Genomic DNA, 16,027 nt, shown 5'->3' on the forward strand with positions numbered 1-16,027 from the left:
TTTATGAAGGAAGTTATTTTAAAATCCCAGATTTCATATTACGAAACCTGTTCTGAATTCGCTGAGGATTTTAATCTGGGAAGCGATGATCTGGTACTGACCAATGAATACATATATAACCCGTATTTTGGTGCAATGGGCTTAAAGGTACATACAATCTTTCAGGAAACCTATGGTACAGGTGAGCCTACGGATGTCATGGTGGACGCGATTTTAGAAGCAGCAGCAAAGACTGACTGCAAACGGATCGTCGCCATAGGCGGAGGCACGGTAATTGATATTGCAAAGATTCTGGCCGTGTCAGCAGGAGAATCCATGGATTCTCTTTATAAGGCGCCGGAGAAGATTGAAAAGAAACGAGACCTGGTGATTCTTCCTACGACCTGCGGGACTGGAAGTGAAGTGACCAATATTTCCATCATTAACCGGACCAGACTGGGGACTAAGGTAGGCTTGGTATCTCCTCATATGTATGCGGATGACGCGGTGCTTGTACCGGAGCTTCTTATTGGACTTCCCTTTGGGGTGTTTGCCGCCAGCTCCATTGATGCACTGGTTCATGCAGTGGAATCCAGCCTTTCTCCAAAGGCCACCCCTTATACAAAGCTGTTTGGTTACAAAGCAATTGAGATGATTATCAGGGGATATCAGAAGATTGCGGCAGAGGGAAGAGAAGCAAGGATACCGATTATGAAGGATTTCCTGATTGCAAGCAACTATGCTGGAATTGCTTTTGGAACTGCTGGATGTGCGGCTGTTCATGCCACCAGCTATCCGCTTGGAGGGACTTATCATGTGGCTCATGGAGAAAGCAATTATGCCATGTTTACAGGCGTTCTGAAAAATTATATGGAAATACGCCGGGATGGAGAAATTGCCGTGATGAACCAGCGCCTGGCAAAGCTCTTGGGGTGCGGTACCAAAAACGTTTATGACAAGCTGGATGAGCTTCTTGGGACGATTCTTCCTAAAAAGCCTCTTCATGAATACGGCGTAAAACCGGAAGATCTTGAGGTGTTTACAAAGTGTGTCATGGAGCAGCAGGGAAGGCTTATGGCAAATAATTTTGTGCCTTTAGATGGGCAAAGAGTCCTTAAGATTTACAAGGAGCTATTTTGATCTTAATGGTGCAGTCACGCTTTGAAAGGCTGGAAGACAGCCTGCAAAGTTAAAAAAGGAGAAGATGGTTATGGCTTTGATGACAGGGGAAGAGTATGTGGAAAGTATGCGCAGGATGAATCTGAATGTTTACATGTTTGGGAAAAAAATTGATAATCCCATTGACAATCCGATTTTAAGACCGTCACTTAATTCTGTAAAGGCCACTTATGATCTGGCCCAGATGCCGGAATATGAAGATTTAATGACAGTGACTTTAGAGGATGGGCGCAAGATCAACCGGTTTGCAAATATCCACAGAAGTACGGATGATCTGATGAAAAAAGTAAAGATGCAGAGACTTTGCGGCCAGAAGACGGCTTCCTGCTTTCAGCGTTGTGTAGGTATGGATGCATTTAATGCGGAATGGTCCACCACCTATGAGATTGATAAAAAGCATGGAACCCATTATCACGAGAATTTCAAAAAATATTTAAGAATGGTTCAGGATGAAGATTTAACCGTGGACGGAGCCATGACGGATCCAAAGGGTGACAGGGGACTGGCTCCTCATGATCAGCCGGATCAGGATATGTATTTGAGAGTGGTGGAGCGAAAAAACGACGGGATCGTTGTAAGAGGCGCCAAAGCACATCAGACCGGTATTATCAATTCCCAGGAAGTAATTGTAATGCCTACCGTTGCCATGGGCCCTGATGATAAGGATTATGCGGTATCCTTTGCGGTCCCAACGGATGCGGCCGGAATCACAATGATAATCGGAAGACAGTCCTGCGATACCAGAAAGCTGGAGGGAAGCCAGATCGATGTGGGCAACAGCGAATTCGGAGGAGTGGAAGCGCTGGTTGTATTTGACGATGTATTTGTTCCCAATGACCGCATCTTCCTGGATGGAGAATATGAATTTGCAGGTGTTCTGGTGGAGCGTTTTGCAGGATACCACAGACAGTCCTACGGCGGGTGTAAGGTAGGCGTAGGGGATGTTTTAATCGGTGCCACCGCTTTGGCGGCAGATTACAATGGGGTGCCTAAGGCTTCCCATATCAAGGATAAGCTGATTGAAATGACTCATTTAAATGAAACCCTGTATTGCTGCGGCATTGCCTGTTCCGCAGAAGGGACTCCAACAGAATCCGGAAATTACATCATTGACCTTCTTCTGGCCAATGTATGTAAGCAGAACGTTACCAGATTCCCGTATGAAATTGCACGTCTGGCAGAAGACATTGCCGGAGGCCTTATGGTAACGGCGCCGTCTGAAAAGGATTTGAATGATCCTGTCATCGGAGGCTATGTGGAGAAGTACTTAAAGGGAGTTGAGGGAGTCTCTACAGAAAACCGTTTAAGGATTCTGCGCCTGATTGAAAATATGACCCTTGGCACAGCGGCCGTGGGATACAGAACCGAGTCTCTCCATGGTGCCGGTTCTCCCCAGGCACAGAGAATCATGATTTCCCGCCAGGGCAACATTGGAAGAAAGAAAGAGCTTGCTAAAGCCATAGCCAAAATTGAGGATTAAATAAAAGCCTGAATGTATGCGGCTTATTGAGGTAGAATATCCGCCATAAACATATGGGACTGGATTTATGGCGGATATTTTTATAATAAAATATTGTGCCGGGGAGGTTACGTAAGTATGAACTGGAAAGAGATATATCTATCGAGACTTAAAACCATGGAAGAAGCAGTGCAGATCATAAAATCCGGTGACCGTGTGGTAATTGGTCATGCAGTAGGGGAACCGATGAAGCTGGTCGACACAATGGTGGATTATGCGGTAAAGGCTGATTTAAAAGGCATTGAAATTTTTCAGCAGGTGGATATGGGGCATTCCCTTTATGCACAGCCTGGCATGGAAAAGCATTTCAGAGAAAACAGCCTGTTTTTGGGAGCAAAAACGAGAGACTGCGTAAACAGCGGCCGCGGGGATTTTACGCCATGCTATTTTTACCAGACTCCTTACTTTTATCAGAATGTGAAGAAGCCTGATGTGGTTCTGGTTACCTTATCCCTGCCTGATGAACATGGCTATTGCAGCTTTGGAGTATCCTGCGATTATACAAAGCCTGCAGCAGAGGCAGAAGGGGCAAAGGTGATCGCGGTCGTCAACCCCAATATGCCAAAGACCCTGGGAAACAGCTTTATTCATGTGAGTGATATTGATGTGATTGCAGAGGATGATACTCCGATTCCGGAGCTTGGGCTTCCTCACATCGGCGATGTTGAGATGGCAATCGGAGAGCATATTGCATCTTTGGTGCATGACGGTGACTGTCTGCAGCTTGGAATCGGAGCCATTCCGGATGCGGTTTTAAAATTCCTTGGAAATAAGAAAAATCTTGGCATTCATTCTGAGATGATTTCAGATGGTGTGATTGACCTTTATGAGCATGGAGTAATTAATTGCAGCGCAAAGAATTTTAATAGGGATAAAATGGTGGTATCGTTTCTTATGGGAACCCGGAAGCTCTATGATTTTGCAGACGATAATCCCGGCCTGTACATGGCGCCGGTGGATTATGTCAATCATCCTGCGATCATTGGAAGAAATGATAATCTGGTTTCCATTAACTCGTCGGTGGAAGTAAATCTTATGGGAGAGGCCTGCTCTGAGGCCATGGGCTTAAAGCAGTTTTCCGGAATCGGCGGGCAGGTCGATTTTATCCGAGGAGCCTCTTTTTCGAAAGGAGGAAGAGCTATATTGGCATTTCCTGCCACTGCGAAAAAAGGAACCATTTCAAAGATCGTGCCTTTCCTCACCCAGGGAGCTACGGTAACAACTTCCAGAAATGATGTGGATTATATTGTAACAGAATATGGAATTGCTAAAATGAAAGGCAATACCTTAAGAGAAAGAGCGCGTCAGCTGATCCATATTGCAGCGCCTCAGTTTAAGGACGGATTGGCGGAGGAATTTGAAAGACGTTTTGCCGAAAAATATCAGGAGGTGTAGCTACGTGGACTGGAAAAAGATCTATGCTTCAAAGGTGAAATCCCCTCAGGAGGCTGTAAAAATCATTCATTCAGGGGATACGGTGTTAATTGCTCATGCAGCAGCAGAACCGGATGGGCTTGTAAGTGCAATGGTTGATTATGCGGCTGAGAAGGATTTAAAGGGCATCCATATTGTTCAGCAGCATGATATGGGGGCCTGCAGGTTTTTTGAACCTGGTATGGAGAAACATTTTAAATATACTTCCCTGTTTGTAGGAGCGCGCAGCAGAAGCTATATAGCAGAGGGTAAGGGCGATTTCACTCCTTGCTTCTTCAACCGGATACCAAATTACGTAACCCAGACTGCTTCTGCGGATGTATTTTTAGTAACCTTATCAACGCCCGATGAACACGGTTACTGCAGCTACGGCCTTTCCTGTGACTTTGCGAAAGAAGTGGGAGAACAGCCGGGCACCAAGGTGATCGCAGCGGTCAATCCCAATATGCCAAGGGTCATGGGAGATAATTTTATTCATGTCAGCAATTTGGAAGCCATTGTGGAAAGCAATGAGCCGATTCATGAGCACGGCCGTCCGGTCATCGGAGCGGTTGAGGAAAAGATAGGAGAAAACATCGCCGGACTTGTGCGGGATGGAGACTGTCTCCAGTTAGGAATCGGAGCAATTCCGGATGCAGTCTTAAAATTCCTGGGAGATAAGAAAGATCTGGGGATTCATTCGGAAATGATTTCCGACGGCATCATTGATCTTTATGAAAAAGGTGCAATCACCGGGAAAAAGAAAAACATTGACAGAGAAAAAATGGTCATAACCTTTATGATGGGTACCAGAAGGCTGTATGATTTTGTACACGACAATCCTGCCATTTGCATGATGCCGGTCAGCTATGTGAACGATCCCTTTGTCATAAGCCAGAACGATAATGTGGTGTCCATAAATTCCGCATTGCAGATTGATCTCATGGGACAGGTATGTGCGGAAGCCATTGGTCTAAAGCAATATTCGGCAGTAGGCGGACAGATGGACTTTGTGAGAGGGGCTTCTGCCTCAAAGGGCGGCCGGTCAATCATTGCCTTTGGTGCTACCACAAAGGGTGGAACCATCTCTAAGATTGTGCCGTTTCTGACAGAGGGGGCAGCGGTTACCACCAGCAGAAACGATGTGGATTATATTGTGACGGAATATGGAATTGCCCATTTAAAAGGAAAATCCTTAAGGGAACGGGCAAGGGAACTGATAAAGATTGCTGCACCGGCCTTCCGGGAAGAATTATCCGGAGAATTTGAACGGCGATTTGGGGAAGTGCTTTTGGTGTAATGTAAATGGAGGAGGGGATATATGAATATCATTATGATTTCTAATTTGCTGGAAACGCTTATGATCGTATGCTTTGGCTTATCCTGGCCGTTTTCCATTCATAAGTCTTATGTGTCCAGAACGGCAAAAGGAAAAAGCCTTTCTTTTGAAGCCTTTATCTGGCTGGGATACATATTTGGAATTGTTAGAAAGTTTTTGCTGTACGGATCATCACCTGCTGGAAATGACTGGCTGTTTTTCTTATCCTGGTTCTTTTATTTTATGAATTTTATTGAAATCACATTCGATATGTGGCTTTATACCAGAAACGTAAAATTAGACAAAGAAAGAGAGCAGGGGAAGTAGGAGTACCAAGTGAAAGGCCCGGAATCAAATCCCGGGCCAGGAAACAAAGCTGTTCTGATTTTCCATGTATTAAAGCTGGTGGTGCAGTATTTTATGTGCCATGTCAAGCAGTTGGGGATTCGTTTCTTCTACTAAGATAATGTCGCGGATGGAAGGAAATGCTGCGTGTACCTCAAGGGAAATCAATTCCTCATTTGTACTGTGAGCGGCGGGACACCCGGAGCATTTGCCGGTTAACCTGACCTTTAAAACATTATGTTCCAGGCTTTGAATGATTACATTGCCGCCGTGAGCCGCCAGAGAGGGCCTTACCTTTGCGTCAAGAACAGATTCGATTTGTGTAATTGCGGTATCCATAGTAACCTCCTTTGCATAGAAGTCTACCAATAGGGGGACGGTTTGTCAATGGAGTTTACTATATGAATATTTTATGAAAGAAGTGATGGTATGACTGCTAATTTTGAGCATTATAAAGTTTTCTACTATGTAGCCAAATACAAGAATTTCACCAGAGCGGCAAATGCCCTGGTAACGAGCCAGCCATCAGTTACATATTGCATGCAGAATCTTGAGAGCATGCTGGGGTGCAAGCTGTTTATACGGTCCAGAAAAGGCGTCACGCTGACATCCGAAGGAGAGCTTCTCTACAGCTATGTGGCTCCTGCATGCAAACAACTGATGCAGGGGGAAGAAAAGCTGAGAGAATTGATGGGAGAGCAGCATGACCATATTAATGTAGGGGTAACTCAGGTAGCCATGCGGTCTTATCTGGTGGAGAAACTGAAAATTTTCCAGGAACAGTATCCTCAGGTGAAGCTTAATATCTTCAATTATAATACGGAGCAGACTCTCAGTGAGCTGAAAGCCGGAAAGATAGATCTGGCGATTATTACAACCCCTATTGACTATGAACAGAGGTTAAAGGTAGTTGAAGTCAAATCCTTTAAGAGCATTCTGGTGGGCGGAAGAATGTATGAGGAATATAGAGAGAGGAAAATGTTCCTCTCAGAGGTTGTGAAGCTTCCTCTTATCACTTTGTCCAGTACCACCACCACCTTTGGCTTTCTTCAGGAGTTTTACCGTTCCTGCGGCCTTACCATGCAGCCGGCCATTGAGGTGGCCACCATGGATCTAATTATTCCGGTTATCCGAAAGAGTCTTGGAATCGGTTTTGTGCCGGAGGAGTTTGCCGGACCGTTCCTTGAGGCAAAGGATATTCTGGAAATAAAGCTTCATGAACAGATTCCTGAGCGTAAAATCTGCATTGTCAGTGATATCAACAGGCCCTTAGGGACCGTGGCCAGGGAATTGCAAAGCATGCTGGAATGTCAGAAGTAGTCTGGTTTTCGGAGGCGGAGATGGTAATTGGGATTAAGTACTGCGGAGGCTGCAATCCTGTGTACGACAGGGCAAAACGGGTGGAAAAATTAAGAGAAACAAATCCTGAGCATGAATACGTGATCCCAAAAGGAGACCAGGTCTGCGATTATTGGGTGGTGGTCTGCGGCTGCAGCAGAAGATGTGCGGAAATGAAAAAATTAAAAGCACGTTACAAGGTGGCTGTGGTATGGGATGAAGAAAGCTTCAGACAGCTGGAGCAGGAGCTTTTCAAAACAAATGGGGAAAAACCTTTTCTGTCCCAGGAAAAGAGAACGCTGCATCTTCATGAAACGGCAGCGGCAACGAGAACCATAACGAAAGAGGATATAGAAATGTTTGCCAGGCTGACCGGAGATAAAAGCAGTATTCACCAGGATACACAAGCTGCTTTAAAGGCTGGCTTTGACAGACCGCCGGCCCATGGAATATTCATTGATTCCCTGGTTTCCGCACTTATGGGAACAAGTCTTCCCGGAAGCGGAACGGTATACATGGAGCACAATACCAGGTTCATACGGCCGGCTTTTTGCGGGGACACTTTAGAAATTACCGTCCGGTTTGTTTCCTTTGAGGAACAGGAGAGCTGCTACACCGGACTTTTTTTCGGTACCTGTAAAAATCAGCGCGGGGAAAGAGTTCTTACAGTCAGAAGCAGGCAGATGATGATGAAAACATTGTTTGCCGTGGCAGGAGAAAGGGAGTGAGGTTTTATGACAAATCTGGAGATTTACAACCGGTTATTTATCCGGGCTTTAAGGGTAAAGGAAGAGGAGCTTCCCGGTCTGAAATACAGAGGAGCCCATTCATGGGATTCTCTGGGACATATGGATCTGATTTCAGATCTGGAGGAGACGTTTGATATCCACATCAGTACTTCGGATGTAATGGCTTTTTCCTCCTATGAAAAAGGAAAGGAAGTTTTGGCAAAATACGGTGTTGTGATTTAAAAGGGAGAAGCCATTCATGATGGATTATGAAGGCATTCTGAACAGGAAGCCGTTTTCCGCAGCAAAGGATGAGAAAAAACTGATGTACGGGGAATGGCTGACAGAATTGACGTATTATCACAGAAAACACTGCCATGCATACGGACAATTTTTGAAACACCTTATGATTCCTGAACGCGGACTGATGGGAGAGGAAGAGATCCCCATGCTACCGGTTGGACTTTTTAAGGATATGGACTTGATCAGCATTCCAGGCAGGGAGGTATTTAAGACCATGACTTCTTCCGGAACAAAAGGGCAGACGGTATCAAGGATTTATCTGGATAGGGATACGGCAGATTACCAGCAGAGGGCACTGGCAAATATTGGAGGAGACTTTTGGGGAGAGGAAAGACTTCCCTTTCTGGTACTGGACAGTCCGGAGGTATTAAAAGACAGAAACCTGTTTTCAGCCAGAGGAGCGGGAATCCTTGGATTTTCCATTTTTTCCTCCAGAATCTGTTATGGACTGGACCGGGATATGAACCTTGATATGGATGGAATCCGGCAATTTCTGGAACGCTATGGGGGAAAAGGGATCCTGATATTTGGTTTTACCTATATGATCTGGAAGTATTTCTATCAGGTCCTTGCAAAGTCCGGACAGAAGCTGGATCTTTCGGAAGGAATCCTTATCCATGGGGGAGGATTTAAAAAGCTTGAGGATCAATCTGTTTCCTCTCATGAATTTAAGGAGAGGATCGGGGAAGCATCCGGGATTAAGGAAATCCATAATTATTATGGAATGGCAGAACAGACAGGCAGTATCTATATGGAATGTTCCCAGGGTCACCTCCATGCAAGCTTATATTCCGATATCATAACCAGACGGGCAAAGGATTTCAGCGTTTGCTCCCATGGGGAAAAAGGGATCATACAGGTACTTTCCCCTCTTGCCCTTTCTTACCCCGGGCACTCCATACTTACGGAGGATGAGGGAATCATTCTGGGAGAGGATGACTGCCCCTGCGGCCGTCTGGGAAAATATTTTAAAGTATTGGGGAGAATACACCAGGCTGAGATAAGGGGGTGCAGTGATACCTATGATGGATGATGTCACATATCTGGCAGGAGTAAGCCGGCCGAAGGCTGAGCCGTTAAAACCTTTTTCAGAACTTGTTATGGACTTTCTGGAAGAGCTTTCTATTGAAATACGCAAAAGGAGAAGGGAGTTTGAAACGTACCGTGAAATCCCGGCTTTTGGGTTCTGGTTAAGAAGGACCCATATGGAGGAATTTCGGATGCGGTACGAGGATAGAAAACTTCGCATGGGCAGAGGTGTGATCTTTCATATTGTCTCTTCCAATGTCCCGGTTCTGTTTGCTTACAGCATGGTCATCGGTCTATTGGCTGGAAATAGCTGCGCGGTACGGATCTCTTCCAGGAGCCGGAAGGAGGATCAAAAACTGTGTGAAATAATTGACAATCTTTTGAGCCGGCCGGAATTTTCTTCTGTCAGAAACCGGATTTCTGTTTTCTCCTGTAAAAGAGAAAATAAAATCATTAAAAGCTGGCTGGAGGAATGCGATGGTCTTATGGCATGGGGAGGAGATCAGGCCATACAATCGGTCAGAGGAATGAAATTAAGACCGGATGCCGTGCAGGTCATGTTTCCGGACCGGTATTCCATCTGCATTCTGGATACAAAACGGATCGGAACGATTCCTGATGAAGTCCATCAAACGCTGGCATACGGATTTGTAAAGGATGCTTATGCCATGGATCAGAATGCCTGCTCCAGCCCTCAGTTTGTCATATGGAACCAGAAGGAGAAGACGGAAAGGACAGAACAGATCCGCAGAAGATGGTGGAACACCGTTAAGAAAGAGGCAGCCGCTTATGAGTTAAGCCCTCATAAGGCCACGAAAAAATACGAGACCTTATGCAGATATGCCATGATAACGGAGGAAATTTTAAGGACAGAGCAATACGATAACCTGCTTTATACGGTTCTGCTTTCTGAAGTTCCTCCTTATCCGGAAAATTACCGGGGCACCTGCGGATTGTTTTTTGAGTATCAGGGAGATTACCGGACTGCGGTCAGGCAATTGGCAGTCAGAAAACTTCAAACGGTAACGTATTACGGAATCCGCAGGGAGGAACTGACCGATTATATTATAAATAACCATTTATATGGAATTCACAGGGTGGTGCCCATAGGGGAAGCCTTAAACATGGATCTTGTATGGGATGGGCAGGATCTGATTAAGATGCTGTCCAGGGAAATTGTCTGGGAGGAGTAATATGCGTCTGTTTCAGGAAGAAAAATCATACGGAGACCGGATGCTGGCAGCAGATGATGCCGGACAGACGGTGACATACCGGGATCTGGATTCTTTTGCAGAGGAGCTGTACCGGTATATCGGAGGGAAAAAACTGATTATTATATTATGCCAGAATACCATTGGATCTCTTCTTGGGTATCTGGGCTGCTTAAAAACAGGGGTGGTTCCTTTGATGCTGGAAAAACACATGAACCAGGAGCTTCTGATGGGGCTGATCCGTGAGTACCGCCCGGCTTTTCTATATATACCGGAGGATTGTCTTTTAAAGGCAGAGGAATGTGAAATCGTATGGAAAACACAAGGATATTGCCTGTGCCGCAGAATGGAAAAGCTGTCTCCTTCCCTTTACGGAGAGCTTTCCTTGCTTCTTACAACATCAGGGAGTACAGGAAGTCCAAAGCTTGTGAGGCAGAGCGGAAGGAACATCGATGCCAATACAGAGTCCATATGTAAGTATCTTAACATCCATGAGAAGGAACGGCCTGTTACCACGCTGCCCATGAATTACACCTATGGATTATCCATCATCAACAGCCACGTGAAAGCGGGGGCAGCCCTTTTGCTTACGGTCCGCAGTATGGTAGAGCAGCCGTTTTGGGATTTTATAAAGGAAAAAAAGGGCACATCCTTTGGCGGAGTTCCCTATACCTACCAGGTTCTGAAACGGATCGGGTTTCTCCAGATGGACCTGCCTGATTTACGGACAATGACACAGGCTGGAGGAAAGCTTCCCATAAACCTTCATAAGGAGTTTGCTTCCTATGCGGAAAAGACAGGAAAGCAATTTGTTGTTATGTATGGGCAGACAGAGGCCACGGCAAGAATGGGATATCTGCCCGCTGGAAAAGCAGTGGAGCGATGCGGGAGCATGGGAATTGCCATACCAGGAGGCAGGTTCTGGCTGGAGGATGATAAGGGAGAAGAACTCAAAGAACCGGATACCCAGGGAGAACTGGTGTATGAAGGGGAGAATGTAGCACTTGGATATGCCTGCTGCCCTGAGGATTTAAAAAAAGAAGATGAGTGGAAGGGCATCCTGCATACCGGTGATATGGCAAAACGGGATCAGGACGGTTATTACTACATTACCGGAAGAAAAAAACGTTTCATCAAAATGTTTGGAAACAGGGTAAATCTTGATGAGACAGAGAGGCTGTTAAAGGAACATTTTGAAGGAAGTGATTTTGCCTGTGTGGGAACAGATGACAGTCTGATCATTTTTACGGATCTCAGGGAGAAATCTGGAGAGGAGCTGATCCTGGAACATCTTTACCAGATGACAAGGATAAATTCCAGGGCAGCAGGGATTCACCAGGTGGATAAGATTCCTAAAAACCTGTCCGGAAAAACCCTTTACAAGGAGCTTTTATAAGGGACGCAGCTTATGACATTGTTATATCTGATGAAAAAGGAGGTTTTATTATGGGGGAAAGAGTTGTATTAGCAGGAGCCTGCCGCACGGCTATCGGAACCATGGGAGGAGCTTTGAGTACGGTTCCTCCCCAGGATATGGGAGCAGCCGTTATCCGTGAATCATTAAAACGGGCAGGTGTCATGCCGGATCAGGTTGATTTAGTCTATATGGGATGTGTGATTCAGGCTGGCCTGGGACAGAATGTGGCCCGCCAGGCTTCCTTAAAGGCGGGTATTCCGGTGGAGACTCCTGCGGTTACCATCAATGTGGTATGCGGTTCCGGGTTAAACTGTGTGAATCTGGCAGCCCAGATGATTCAGTGCAAAGAAGCGGATATTGTAGTGGCCGGAGGAACGGAAAATATGTCCATGGCCCCTTATCTTTTAAAAGATGCCCGTTTCGGATACCGTATGAATCACGGACAGCTCATTGATGCCATGGTAAATGACGCACTGTGGGATGCATCTCATGATTACCATATGGGTGTAACGGCAGAAAATGTGGCGAAACAGTGGGAGATTACAAGAGAGGAGCTTGACCGTTTTGCGGCATCCAGTCAGATAAAGGCTTGTGCAGCCATTGAATCCGGCCGATTTCGGGAAGAGATTGTGCCGATGGAAATCAAGAAGAAAAAGGAAACCCTTGTCTTTGACCGGGATGAAGGTCCAAGGCCTGGAACAACGGCAGAAGGAATTTCAAAACTGCGACCGGCCTTTCAAAAGGAGGGAGTCGTTACGGCCGCCAATTCCTCCAGCATAAACGATGGTGCGGCAGCAATTGTAGTCATGAGTGAAGAAAAGGCAAAGGAGCTGGGCGTTAAGCCTATGGCATACTGGGAAGCAGGTACTCTTGCAGGCGTTGCACCTGAGATTATGGGAGTCGGTCCGGTGGCTGCAACCAGAAAGCTGCTTAAAAAGACGAATATGACTGTGGATGAGTTTGACCTCATTGAGGCCAATGAAGCATTTGCGGCCCAGTCATTGGCCGTGGCAAAAGATTTAAAGTTTGATCTGTCAAAGGTAAATGTAAATGGCGGGGCCATTGCCCTTGGCCATCCGGTAGGAGCATCCGGATGCCGTATTCTTGTGACTTTGCTTCATGAGATGGAAAAACGGAATGCGAAAAAGGGGCTTGCTACCCTTTGTATCGGAGGCGGTATGGGCTGCGCAACCATCGTTAAAAGAGAATGAGACGGTTGACATAATAATGGAAGAAATGAGGTGCCGGTACATGGAATTTGTTACATACGAAGCGGAAGGATTGATTAGTATCATTACCATTAACCGTCCCAATGCTTTAAACGCCTTAAACAGCCAGGTTTTAGAGGAACTTGACCAGATTCTTGACCAGATTGACACAGCTTCGGTCAGAGCATTGATTCTTACGGGAGCTGGAAATAAATCCTTTGTGGCGGGAGCGGACATTGCAGAAATGAGCACCTTCACAAAAAAGGAAGGAGAGGCCTTTGGAAAGAGGGGAAACCATATCTTCCGCCGTCTGGAAACCTTTCCCCCTCCTGTTATAGCTGCGGTAAATGGATTTGCTCTTGGCGGAGGCTGCGAACTCTGCTTAAGCTGCGACATACGGATCTGTTCTGAAAATGCCGTATTTGGACAGCCGGAAGCAGGTCTTGGCATTACCCCCGGTTTTGGAGGCACTCAGAGGCTGGCAAGAATCATTGGCCCCGGAATGGCGAAGCAGATGATATTTACTGCAAGAAATATAAAGGCAGAGGAAGCTTACCGGATTGGCCTTGTCAATGGCGTGTACCCTCAAAAGGAGCTGCTTTTGGAGGCAAAAAAGATGGCAAAAGGAATTGCAGATAATGCTCCCATTGCGGTGAGAAATTGTAAAAAAGCCATCAATGAGGGGCTTCAGGTGGATATGGATCAGGCGGTCGCCATGGAAGAACGGCTTTTCGGAGACTGCTTTGAGACACTGGACCAAAAGGAAGGGATGAAAGCCTTTCTTGAGAAGAGAAAAGAGAAAACGTTTCTTATGAAGTAAGGCGAGGGGAGATTTATCCCAACACATACAAACATAGAAGGAGGGATATGGGATGAAAGTCGGAATTATAGGCGCAGGGACCATGGGGTCAGGAATTGCCCAGGCATTTGCCCAGACAGAAGGGTATGAAGTATTTTTATGCGATATCAATGAGGAGTTTGCAGCAAATGGTAAAAAGAAAATTGCAAAGGGTCTGGAACGGAGAGTCGCAAAAGGAAAAATGACACAGGAAAGTGCTGATGCAGTTTTGTCTAAAATTCAGACAGGGGTAATTAGTATCTGCCAGGACTGTGATCTGGTGGTAGAAGCAGCAATTGAAGATATGGCAGTGAAAAAACAGACCTTTCAGGAACTTCGAAATATATGCAAAAAGGAAGCAATGTTTGCAAGCAATACGTCCTCACTCTCCATCACAGAGCTTGGGGCAGGGCTTGACCGGCCTGTTGCGGGAATGCATTTTTTTAATCCTGCGCCGGTTATGAAGCTGGTGGAGGTCATTGCAGGACTTAACACTCCTCCTGAAATAATTGCAGAAATCAAGAAAATAGCCGCTGACATCGGAAAGGTTCCTGTACAGGTAGAGGAGGCCGCAGGCTTTGTGGTAAACAGGGTTCTCATACCCATGATCAATGAGGGAATCGGAATATATGCAGAAGGAGTTGCAGATCCGGAGGGAATTGACAGCGCCATGAAGCTGGGAGCCAACCATCCTATGGGGCCTCTGGAGCTGGGAGACTTAATCGGGCTTGATGTGGTTCTTGCCATTATGGAGGTGCTTTATTCGGAAACAGGAGATCCCAAATACCGTCCTCATCCTCTGCTTAAGAAGATGGTACGGGGCGGAAAGCTTGGACAGAAAACCGGAAGCGGTTTTTATCAGTATAAAGGATAACGGATAGGGAGGAGAAAGATATATGGCGGTTGTGCAGCTGCCCTTTGGAAGGGAAAAAATCAGTTTGAATATTCCTGACAGCAGATTAAACGGGTTACTTATGTCAAGGGCTCACAGCTATCAGGCAGATGATGGGGAAGAGGAGCTGGTCCGAAAAGCGATGGAACACCCCATTCACTCCCCAAGGCTGAAAGAACTGGTTAAGGGGAAGAAAAACATTGTCATGATAGCAAGCGACCATACCCGGCCGGTTCCAAGCCAAGTGATAGCACCTGCGGTTATAGAGGAAATCAAAGAAGGAAATCCCCAGGCACAGCTTACAATCCTCATTGCCACCGGATTTCACAGATCCACCACCAGGGAGGAACTCATTGATAAGTTCGGTCAGGAGATTGTTGACAGAACGGATATCCGTTTTGTTGTTCATGAAAGCTGGAAAGATGAGGATATGGTTTTCATAGACACCCTTCCCTCAGGGGGAAAGCTTTTGATTAACCGGATAGCGGCAGAGGCAGATCTTCTTATATCGGAAGGCTTTATAGAACCTCATTTCTTTGCAGGCTTTTCCGGCGGAAGAAAAAGCGTGCTGCCGGGAGTCTCAAGCGGGGTGACGGTCATGGCAAATCATTGCTCTGAGTTTATTGACAGTCAATATGCTAGAACCGGTATTCTGGAGGGAAATCCCATACAAAGGGATATGGCTTACGCTGCAGAGCAGGCAAAACTTGCTTTTATTGTCAATGTAGTGCTGGATGAAAATAAGAAAGTGATAAAGGCCTATGCAGGCCATTTCAACGAAGCTCATAAGGAAGGCTGTAAGTTTGTGGACCAGCTCTCAGGAGTGGATGCCATTCCGGCGGATATTGTAATCACTACCAACGGCGGATATCCCCTGGACCAGAATATATACCAGTCTGTAAAAGGCATGACGGCCGCTGAGGCCACCTGCAATCCTGGGGGTGTCATCATCATGGTATCAAGCTGCAGTGACGGCCATGGAGGCCAGTCCTTTTACAATACCTTTGCGGGGGGAGAAGATAAGAATGCAATCATGAACCGGTTTCTTGATACGCCCCGGGATAAAACCGTGCCGGATCAGTGGGAGGCACAGATTCTGTGCAGAATTCTCTTAAAATATAAGGTGATCATGGTCACCCGGGCTACCGGGGAAATGGTCCGTAGCATGCAGATGGATTATGCAGGCAGCGTGGAAGAAGCAATTTCCATGGCAGATCACTGGCTGGGTAAGTCTGATGGGAAAATTACGGTCATTCCTGACGGGGTTTCCGTAATCGTCAGGAGCAGACAGCCTTTGTCATTACCGTAAA

General features: G+C 46.2%; 16 protein-coding genes. 15 read left to right on the plus strand and 1 reads right to left on the minus strand.

Annotated features, from left to right (window positions below; all coding sequences use genetic code 11):
- Nucleotides 1-3 precede the first annotated feature (3 nt).
- From K401_RS0117915 to K401_RS0117935, 5 genes are all read left to right on the plus strand, one after another.
- Complete coding sequence (locus K401_RS0117915; RefSeq protein ID WP_024294241.1) at nt 4-1,119, plus strand: 4-hydroxybutyrate dehydrogenase; 1,116 nt, start codon at nt 4-6, stop codon at nt 1,117-1,119.
- A gap of 70 nt (nt 1,120-1,189) precedes the next feature.
- Nucleotides 1,190-2,638, plus strand: a complete 1,449-nt coding sequence (locus K401_RS0117920) for a 4-hydroxyphenylacetate 3-hydroxylase family protein (RefSeq protein ID WP_024294242.1) — start codon at nt 1,190-1,192, stop codon at nt 2,636-2,638.
- 117 nt (nt 2,639-2,755) lie between these two features.
- Nucleotides 2,756-4,072, plus strand: a complete 1,317-nt coding sequence (locus K401_RS0117925; protein WP_024294243.1) for an acetyl-CoA hydrolase/transferase family protein — start codon at nt 2,756-2,758, stop codon at nt 4,070-4,072.
- Between the two features lie 4 nt (nt 4,073-4,076).
- Entirely contained in the window at nt 4,077-5,390 is a 1,314-nt protein-coding gene (locus K401_RS0117930; RefSeq protein WP_024294244.1) for an acetyl-CoA hydrolase/transferase family protein, read from the plus strand.
- Between the two features lie 21 nt (nt 5,391-5,411).
- Nucleotides 5,412-5,735: a hypothetical protein gene (locus K401_RS0117935; protein WP_242837798.1), complete on the plus strand. Its 324-nt coding sequence runs from the start codon at nt 5,412-5,414 to the stop codon at nt 5,733-5,735.
- A 69-nt stretch (nt 5,736-5,804) separates the two neighbouring features.
- Here K401_RS0117935 and K401_RS0117940 read toward each other — a convergent pair whose 3' ends face one another.
- Nucleotides 5,805-6,092, minus strand: coding sequence for a NifU family protein (locus K401_RS0117940; protein WP_024294246.1), 288 nt, complete (start codon nt 6,090-6,092; stop codon nt 5,805-5,807).
- 90 nt (nt 6,093-6,182) lie between these two features.
- Between K401_RS0117940 and K401_RS0117945 the strand changes: the two genes are divergently transcribed.
- The 10 genes from K401_RS0117945 to larA are packed head-to-tail and all read left to right on the plus strand — an operon-like array spanning nt 6,183 to nt 16,026.
- The gene (locus K401_RS0117945; protein ID WP_024294247.1) at nt 6,183-7,073 is read left to right on the plus strand and encodes a LysR family transcriptional regulator; all 891 of its coding nucleotides are present in this window, start codon (nt 6,183-6,185) and stop codon (nt 7,071-7,073) included.
- Between the two features lie 20 nt (nt 7,074-7,093).
- Nucleotides 7,094-7,819 (plus strand): MaoC family dehydratase, encoded by a 726-nt coding sequence (locus K401_RS0117950; protein ID WP_024294248.1) that lies wholly within the window; start codon nt 7,094-7,096, stop codon nt 7,817-7,819.
- Nucleotides 7,820-7,825: 6 nt separating this feature from the next.
- The gene (locus K401_RS0117955; RefSeq protein WP_024294249.1) at nt 7,826-8,062 is read left to right on the plus strand and encodes an acyl carrier protein; all 237 of its coding nucleotides are present in this window, start codon (nt 7,826-7,828) and stop codon (nt 8,060-8,062) included.
- A 16-nt stretch (nt 8,063-8,078) separates the two neighbouring features.
- The gene (locus K401_RS0117960) at nt 8,079-9,155 is read left to right on the plus strand and encodes a LuxE/PaaK family acyltransferase (RefSeq protein ID WP_024294250.1); all 1,077 of its coding nucleotides are present in this window, start codon (nt 8,079-8,081) and stop codon (nt 9,153-9,155) included.
- Nucleotides 9,145-10,344 carry an acyl-CoA reductase gene (locus tag K401_RS0117965; protein WP_024294251.1) on the plus strand — a complete coding sequence of 400 codons (1,200 nt, stop codon included), beginning with the start codon at nt 9,145-9,147 and terminating at the stop codon, nt 10,342-10,344. The genes K401_RS0117960 and K401_RS0117965 overlap by 11 nt, the downstream gene beginning before the upstream one ends.
- Nucleotide 10,345: 1 nt before the next feature.
- Nucleotides 10,346-11,758 (plus strand): AMP-binding protein, encoded by a 1,413-nt coding sequence (locus K401_RS0117970; RefSeq protein ID WP_024294252.1) that lies wholly within the window; start codon nt 10,346-10,348, stop codon nt 11,756-11,758.
- A 50-nt stretch (nt 11,759-11,808) separates the two neighbouring features.
- Complete coding sequence (locus K401_RS0117975) at nt 11,809-12,990, plus strand: acetyl-CoA C-acetyltransferase (protein WP_024294253.1); 1,182 nt, start codon at nt 11,809-11,811, stop codon at nt 12,988-12,990.
- A gap of 40 nt (nt 12,991-13,030) precedes the next feature.
- Nucleotides 13,031-13,807: an enoyl-CoA hydratase-related protein gene (locus tag K401_RS0117980; RefSeq protein ID WP_024294254.1), complete on the plus strand. Its 777-nt coding sequence runs from the start codon at nt 13,031-13,033 to the stop codon at nt 13,805-13,807.
- A 52-nt stretch (nt 13,808-13,859) separates the two neighbouring features.
- Complete coding sequence (locus K401_RS0117985; RefSeq protein WP_024294255.1) at nt 13,860-14,699, plus strand: 3-hydroxyacyl-CoA dehydrogenase NAD-binding domain-containing protein; 840 nt, start codon at nt 13,860-13,862, stop codon at nt 14,697-14,699.
- Between the two features lie 22 nt (nt 14,700-14,721).
- Entirely contained in the window at nt 14,722-16,026 is a 1,305-nt protein-coding gene (gene larA / locus K401_RS0117990; RefSeq protein ID WP_024294256.1) for a nickel-dependent lactate racemase, read from the plus strand.
- Nucleotide 16,027 lies beyond the last annotated feature (1 nt).

The organism is Lacrimispora indolis DSM 755, from assembly GCF_000526995.1.
GTDB classification, from domain to species: Bacteria; Bacillota; Clostridia; order Lachnospirales; family Lachnospiraceae; genus Lacrimispora; species Lacrimispora indolis.